This is a genomic window from Segeticoccus sp. (assembly GCF_035708005.1).
In genome coordinates, this window is sequence record NZ_DASSTI010000169.1 from 47,485 (window position 1) to 55,428 (window position 7,944).

General features: G+C 68.7%; 2 protein-coding genes. Both read right to left on the minus strand.

Annotation, left to right across the window (positions count from 1 at the left end):
- Nucleotides 1-61: 61 nt before the first annotated feature.
- A complete protein-coding gene (locus VFL99_RS16325; protein ID WP_325107414.1) occupies nt 62-6,121 on the minus strand; it encodes an OmpL47-type beta-barrel domain-containing protein in 6,060 nt (2,019 codons plus the stop codon).
- 817 nt (nt 6,122-6,938) lie between these two features.
- Nucleotides 6,939-7,944 (minus strand): RNA polymerase sigma factor (locus VFL99_RS16330; RefSeq protein WP_325107415.1); only part of this gene is annotated, 1,006 nt, incomplete at its 5' end.

The window sequence follows — 7,944 nt, forward strand, 5'->3', positions numbered from 1 at the left end:
GACGGCTGCCCGGTCCCGGGGACCTCTGCCTGATCGTGCCTGACCTCGGACTCCCGAGGCGCTACCTCAGGCCGATGGTGACGTAGTACGTCTGGCCGTCATCCAGGGCCACGCCGACGCGCCAGGTGGCGCCCGCCTGGGCCTTGTCCGTCTTCCAGTTGTACTGGTACTGCGAGCCGTTCCAGCTGTAGCTCTCGGTGCTGGACCCGGCGTCGGTCACCCCGTCGGTGTTGACCGCCGCGGCCGTGTCCGCGACCCGCTGCGGCGTCAGCCATCGTGGCGCGCTCCCCGCCTGCACGAGCTTGCCGGTGGCGTCACGTAGCTGGAACTTCATCGGGATGGTCTGACCGGCCTTGAAGATGCTGGTCGTGGCCGTCCCCGCGTGGCCCGGAGCGATGACCGGGTCGAGGAAGATCCCGTCCGCCACGGCGTACTTCACCGTGTAGGTCACGCTCGCCGTGCCGGTGTTGCCCGCCTTGTCGGTGGCCGTCGCGGTGTAGGTGAACTCACCCACCCCGTTGCTGGTCCCGCCGCTGACGGCACCGGTGCACGGGCCGGCCAGGCCGCTCGTGGCATCCGTCGCCGAGCAGGTCGGCTTCGGCGCCGCCCCCAGGACGTAGGACCCACCGTTGGCGACACCGCCGATCGTCACGGCCGGCGCCGTGGTGTCGATCTTCAGGGGACCCACCGTGGTGGTCGCGACGTTGCCGGCGTTGTCCACCGCGGAGCCGTTGACGACGTTGCTGTCGCCGTCGGACGCGACCTGGGTGTCCTGCTGGCAGCTGGCGATTCCCGACAGTCCCGGCTGGTCGGTGCAGTCGAAGTGGACCGTGACCGGGCCGTTGAACCAGCCCTCGCTGTTCGGCTTGGTCGTCGCCGCACCGGTGATGACCGGCACGGTCTTGTCGACGAGCACCGTTGCCGTGTGGTGGGCCTCGCTGTTGCCGGCCGTGTCCACGCTCCAGTAGGTCAGCTGGTGCGTGCCCTCGTCGGTCACCGTGACGGAGGTACCGGCCTGCCGGGGCGCACCGTCGAGGCTGTAGTAGGTCGTCGCGACCCCGGAGAGCGCGTCGCTCGCCGACAGCTTGACCGTCACGTCGTGGTTCTGCCACCCGTCGGGTGCAGTCGCCGTCGTGCTCGGAGCCGTGCGGTCGATCGGTATGCCGCCCACGGTCACCGTGGTGCTGTTGCCGGCCTTGTCGGTGACCGTCGCGGTCGCCGAGTTCTGGGCTCCTTCACCGGTGAGCGTCACGTCGGCCGGGGCAGCCCCGTCCAGGCCGGACAGCGGGTCGCTGGCAGTCCAGTGGACGACGACGTCCTGGTGGTACCACCCGGCGTCATTCGGTGCCGTCGTGGCTGCGCCGCTGAGCACCGGAGCGGTCTTGTCGACGTTGATGCCCTTGACGGTGACCGGTGCGCTGGTGTTGTCAGCCGCGTCGGTCGCGGTGCCGGACACCGACTGGTCCGTGCCCTCGCCGAGGGTCCGCTTGTCGGGGCAGGACAGCACCCCGGACAGGCCGGCCTGGTCCGCGCAGGTGAAGCTCACCGTGACGTCGTCCTTGAACCAGCCGTTGCCATTCGGCATGGCCGACAGCTGCCCGGTCAGCGTGGGTGCCGTCTTGTCGATGCTCACGCTTGCAACGTCGGTGTTGGTGTTGCCGGCCTTGTCCACCGCGGTGCCGGGCACGGGCTGGTTCCCGCCCTCGGTGGTGACCGTCTGCGCCTTGGTGCAGGTGTCCACCCCGGAACCTCCGTCGGTGCAGATGAAGGTCACCGTCACGTCGGAGTTGTTCCAACCGTGCTTGTTGGCCTCCGGGTCCTGCGTGTGGCTGATCCCGGGAGCGGTCTTGTCGATCCTCACCGTCAGGTTCTGGACCGCCTCGGTGTTGCCCGCCCTGTCGACGCTCCACACCTTGAGGGTGTGGACGCCCTCGGTCGAGATCGTCACCTGCTCACCGGTCGTGGCGTCCTGCTCGTCGAGCTGGTAGCGCGTGCTCGCGACACCGGACAGGTTGTCGGTGGCCGTGAGGGTCACCGTGACGTCGTCCTTGCTCCAGTCGGAGATGCCTGAAACCTTCGTCGTCGGCGCGGTCCGGTCGATGTTCACCGCCGGGCTGGTCGCCGTCGTCTCGTTGCCGGCCAGGTCCCGCACGCTGGCGGAGGTGGTCAGGTTCGCACCCTCGCCCGTGATCGTGCCGTCACCGGGCACCGTCGACCGGTCGACACCGGAGAGCTCGTCGCCCGGCGTCCAGTGGATCGCGACATCGCCGTTGTACCAGCCGTTTCCGTTCGGCTTCGTCGTCGGAGCGCCCTCCAGCGTCGGAGCGGTCTTGTCCACGTTGATCGGTCCGACCGTCGTCGTGGCAGCGTTGTCCGCCACGTCGGTGGCCGTGCCGGTAACCGTCTGGTTACCCCCCTCACCGAGTTTCTGGGGACCGGTGCAGCCGGCCATGCCGGAGAGCCCGTCGTGGCAGTCGAAGCTCACGGTGACGTCACCGGCATACCAGCCGTTGTCGTTGGCCGCCCGGTCCGGGGTCCCGGTGATCTCGGGCTTGACCGTGTCGATGCTCACTGTCGCGGTGTCGGTGCCGACGTTGCCGGCCTTGTCCACCGCCGTGCCCAGGACCTGCTGGCCCGTGCCGTCGTCCGTGAGCGTGACCGGATCGGTGCAGCTCTCGAGGCCCGACAGGAGGTCCTGGTCGGCGCACTGGAAGTCCACCGTGACGGGCGAGTTGTTCCAGCCCACCGCGTTGGCGGCAGGGGTGAGCGTGTGGCCGATCGTCGGCGCCGTGAGGTCGATCTTGACCGTGGCCGTCCTGTCCTCTTCAACGTTCCCCGCGGCGTCCACGCTGTGGAAGGTCACCGTGTGGGCACCTTCCGTCCCGAGCGTGAGCTCGGTGCCCTCCACAACGTCCCCGCCGTCGACGCTGTAGAAGGTCGCGGCGACACCGGAGAGGTTGTCCGTCGCACCCAGCGTCAGCGTCGTCGGGCCGTTGGTCCACCCCTTCGGCGCGTCCGCCGTGGTCACCGGCGCGTGCCGGTCGATCTTGACGACGGTGGTAGTTGCCTGCCTGCTGTTGCCTGCGCGGTCCGACACCGACGTGGTCGCGGTCAGGGTGTCGCCCTCACCGGTGATGACGGAGTCCTTCGGAGCCTCCGGGATCCCGGACAGATTGTCCCCCGCCGTCCAGTGGATGGTGACGTCGTCGCGGTACCACCCGTTGCTGTTCGGGGCCGTCGTCGGTGCTCCCGACAGGGTCGGTGCGGTCTTGTCGATGTTGATGCCGTCGACCTGCGCGCTGCTGATGTTCCCGGCCACGTCGTAGGCGGTCCCTGCGACGCTCTGGCCCTTGCCGTCCCTGGAGAGGGTCTCGGGGGCCGTGCAGTACTCCAGGCCGGACAGCTTGTCCGCGCAGGCGAACGACACGGTGACGTCTTGGTTGTTCCAGCCGTAGGCGTTCGCCTCGGGGCTGCGAGTCGCCTCGATGGTCGGCGGGGTCTTGTCGATGTTGACGATCGCCTCGTAGGTGCTCGAGTTGCCGGCGTTGTCCGTGGCCTCGGCGTGGACCGACTGGTTCCGGCCCTCGTCGGTGACCTTGACCGGCGCGGTGCAGCTCGCGACACCGGACAGGTCCGCCTGGTCCTCGCAGGTGAACGTCACCGTCACCTCGCTGTTGTTCCAGCCGGCGTCGTTGGCCCGGGGGTCCAGCTCGTGCGAGATCGTCGGCGCGGTCTTGTCGATCTGGATCGTGACCGCCTTGGCGTCCTCGACGTTGCCGGCGTTGTCCACCGACCAGTACGACACGTGGTGCGTCCCCTCGTCGGCCAGGGTCAGGCTGGTGCCGGTCTGCTCGTCGCCGCCGTCGACCGTGTAGTGGGTCGACTCGACGCTGGAGAGGTTGTCGGCAGCGTGGAGGGCCAGCTTGACGTCGCCGTTCTGCCACCCGTCGGGGGCGGACACGCTGGTGGTGGGAGCGGTCGTGTCGATGCGGACCGGCTCACTGGTGACCGTGGTCTCGTTGCCCGCCTTGTCGCGGGCCGTGGCAGTTGCGGTCACCGCCTCGCCCTGGGTGTCGAGGACCGAGTTTGCCGGGGTGGCACCGTCGAGACCAGACAGGTCGTCAGCGGCGGACCACACGAGCGTGACATCGCGGTTGTACCAGCCGCGGTCGTTGGGCGCCTCGGTCGGCGCCGCGCTCAGCGACGGCTTCGTCTTGTCGACGTTGATCCCGTCGACGGTCGTCGTGGCGGTGTTGCCGGCCACGTCGGTGGCGGTGCCCTCGACGGACTGGCCCTCGCCCTGGCCGAGGGTCTGCGGCGCGGTCACGTCCTGGATGCCGGACAGCTTGTCGGTACCGGTGAAGGTCACCGTGACGTCGTCCTTGTACCAGCCGTTGCCGTTGGGCTCCCGGTCCGCCGCCCCCGTGATGGTCGGGGCCGTCTTGTCCAAGCTCACCGTGCGGGATGCTGTGGTGCTGTTCCCCGCGTGGTCCGTGGCCGTGCCCGTGACGGTGTGCGTGCCTTCCTCGGTCACGGTCTGCCCGCTCGGGCAGTGCGCGATGCCGGACAGCCCGGCCTGGTCGGTGCAGCTGAACCCGACCTCGACGTCGGAGTTGTTCCAGCCCTTGCCGTTGGCGTCAGGCGACTGGTGTGTCGTGACGGTCGGCGCACTCAGGTCGACGTCCACGTCGAAGCTCTGCCGCTTCTCGGTGTTGCCAGCCTGGTCGACCGACCAGTACGAAACCGTGTGGTGCCCCTCCGCACCCACGGTCACGCTGCTGCCCTGGACCGGGTCGGCGTCGTCGACGGTGTAGTACGTCGTGACCTCCGGCGACAGGTTGTCGCTGCCGTTCAGGGCCACCGTGACCGGCTTGTTGACCCATCCCTGCGGCACACCGTCCGCCGTCGTCGTCGGCGCACTCCGGTCGATCTTGATGCCGGTGACAGTCGCGGTCGACACGTTGCCGGCCCTGTCCCGCGCCTCTGCGCTGACTGCGAGGTTGCCGCCCTCACCCGTGACGACGGAGCCGTCCGGGCACGTCGCCACCTCCGAGAGCGTGTCGTCGCACGCCCAGTGGACGGTCACGTCGCCGTCGAACCAGCCGTTCGCGTTCGGCTTCGTGACGACTGTGCCGGTGATCGTCGGGGCGGTGGTGTCGACGTTGACCTTGCCCGTCGTCAGCGAGCTCGTGTTGTCGGCGGTGTCGGTGGCGTGGAAGGTCGCGGTTTGGCCCTCGCCCTCGCCGAAGGTGTGGGCGCCGTCGACGGACTTGATCCCCGACAGCGCGTCGGTGGCGCTGGGCGTCACCGTGACCGGGTGGTTGTACCAACCGTTGGCGTTGGCCGCGGGCAGGTCGGACAGGGACAGGACAGGACCCGTCAGGTCGAGGTTGACCGTGGCCGGGTCGTCCGCGGTGTTGCCGGCACGGTCGGTGGCCGAGCCCAGCACGGTGAGTCCAGCGCCCTCCTTGTCCACGGTCTGTGGGCCCGTGCAGCTCGCGATCCCCGAAACTGAGTCCTGGCAGTCGAAGGTGACGGTGACCGGCGAGTTGTTCCAGAAGTCAGCGTTGGGCGCGGGGTTGAGCGTGTGTCCGATGGTGGGTGAGGTCTTGTCGATGCCGAACGACACGGTGTGGTGCTGCTCGGTGTTGCCCGCCGTGTCGGTGCTCCAGTACTCGAGGGTGTGGCTGCCCTCATCCTTGACCGAGATGTTCGTCCCGGACTCGGTGACGCCGTCGTCCAGACGGTAGAAGGTCTGGTCCACGCCCGACAGTCCGTCGCTGGCGCCGAGCGTCAGCGTGACGTCGTTCTTGTTCCACGCCGGGGGTGCGGTGACGTGCGTGGTCGGGGCGGTGCGGTCGATGTTGACCGGCGGGGACTGTGCGGTGGTTTCGTTGCCCACGTTGTCGCGGACGGTGGCGGAGGTGGTCAGGCCGCGGCCCTCGCCGAGGATCACACCCTTGCCCGGCTGGCTGGCGACGCCGGAGCCGCGGTCGTCGGTGGCGGTCCACGTGACGGTGACGTCGCTCGTGTTCCACCCGGCAGCGTTCGGCGCCGGCGAGATCGCGCCAGTCACGACGGGCCCGGTGTTGTCGAGCGTGTAGAGCTGGCCAGGACTCACTTTCGGTTTCCCTGAACACTGTCCGGTGTAAAGATCGACGTCGACCTGCTGGGAACCATCGACTCCCTGTGGCGCGGTCGCGGTGAAGGTGCTCGTCGTGCTGACGGTCACGTTCCTCGTCTCGTTGAAGCCGCCGCCGGAGACGGAGATGCACTTGGTCTGGTCGGTCCCCGCCACATCGAGCGTCAGGAGGGCGCCCGACTTCGCGTACAAGGTGGCGCTTGAGGTTGCTGTGCCGGACCCCCCAGTCAGCCGGGAGGTGCCCGGCGTCAGGTCGGCCGCAAACGTGGCAGGCGCCAGCGTGGTTGATCCGGTCATGGCCAACCCCACGGCTGCCAGCAGGATCGGGACGCGCCGGCGCCCGCGGCGCCGACCGTCGACAGGTGTAGTGCTTCGCAACACAGGGTCCCCCGAGGGTGAGTAGTTGAAGGAAATACAACGCACTCGGGAACCCGGGCGGGAGGGTCATCACCGTGCTTCAGCCGGATGTCGTGAACTTCTGCCCGGACGGGCGAATCGCCCGTCGACCGTTCGGTCGATGGACGCCGCAGCACCGTTGTGCACAGACCGCCCCGCCTCGAACACGACGAAGGGCGGCGCCACCGTCTCGGTGGCACCGCCCTTTCGCGATGGTTGTCAGACGGTCAGCGCACGCCGACCGTCGCACCCTCAGTCCAGACCTGATCGGACTGACTCCTTGGCCCTCCGGGCCTCGCTTCGCTCGTTTCCTCGGCCCGTCGTCGTCAGTCCAGACTTGATCGGACTGACTCCTTGGCCCTCCGGGCCTCGCTTCGCTCGTTTCCTCGGCCCGTCGTCGTCAGTCCAGGTAGTCGCGCAGCACCTGCGACCGCGACGGGTGGCGCAGCTTGCTCATCGTCTTGGACTCGATCTGGCGGATCCGCTCGCGGGTCACGCCGTAGACCTTGCCGATCTCGTCGAGCGTCTTCGGCTGGCCGTCGGTCAGGCCGAACCGCATCGAGACCACACCGGCCTCGCGCTCCGACAACGTGTCGAGCACCGAGTGCAGCTGCTCCTGCAGCAGCGTGAAGCTCACCGCGTCGGCGGGCACCACGGCCTCGGAGTCCTCGATGAGGTCACCGAACTCGCTGTCGCCGTCCTCGCCGAGCGGGGTGTGCAGCGAGATCGGCTCGCGCCCGTACTTCTGGACCTCGACGACCTTCTCCGGGGTCATGTCGAGCTCCTTGGCGAGCTCCTCCGGCGTGGGCTCGCGACCGAGGTCCTGCAGCATCTGCCGCTGGACGCGGGCGAGCTTGTTGATGACCTCGACCATGTGCACCGGGATGCGGATGGTGCGGGCCTGGTCGGCCATCGCCCGGGTGATCGCCTGGCGGATCCACCACGTCGCGTAGGTGGAGAACTTGTAGCCCTTGGTGTAGTCGAACTTCTCGACCGCGCGGATCAGACCGAGGTTGCCCTCCTGGATCAAGTCGAGGAAGAGCATCCCGCGGCCGGTGTAACGCTTGGCCAGCGAGACCACGAGCCGCAGGTTGGCCTCGAGCAGGTGGTTCTTGGCCTTCTTGCCGTCCTGCGCGATCCACCACAGCTCGCGCTTGATCTTCATGTCCATGGTGCCGTCGTCCGCCGCGAGCTTCTCCTCGGCGAACAGGCCGGCCTCGATCCGCTTGGCCAGCTCCACCTCCTGCTCGGCGTTGAGCAGGGCGACCTTGCCGATCTGCTTGAGGTAGTCCTTGACCGGGTCCGCGGTCGCACCGGCGGTGACGACCTGCTGGGCGGGCGCGTCGTCCTCGTCGTCCTGGCGCAGCACGAAGCCACCGGCCTCCGCGACCGCCTCGACCTCCGCC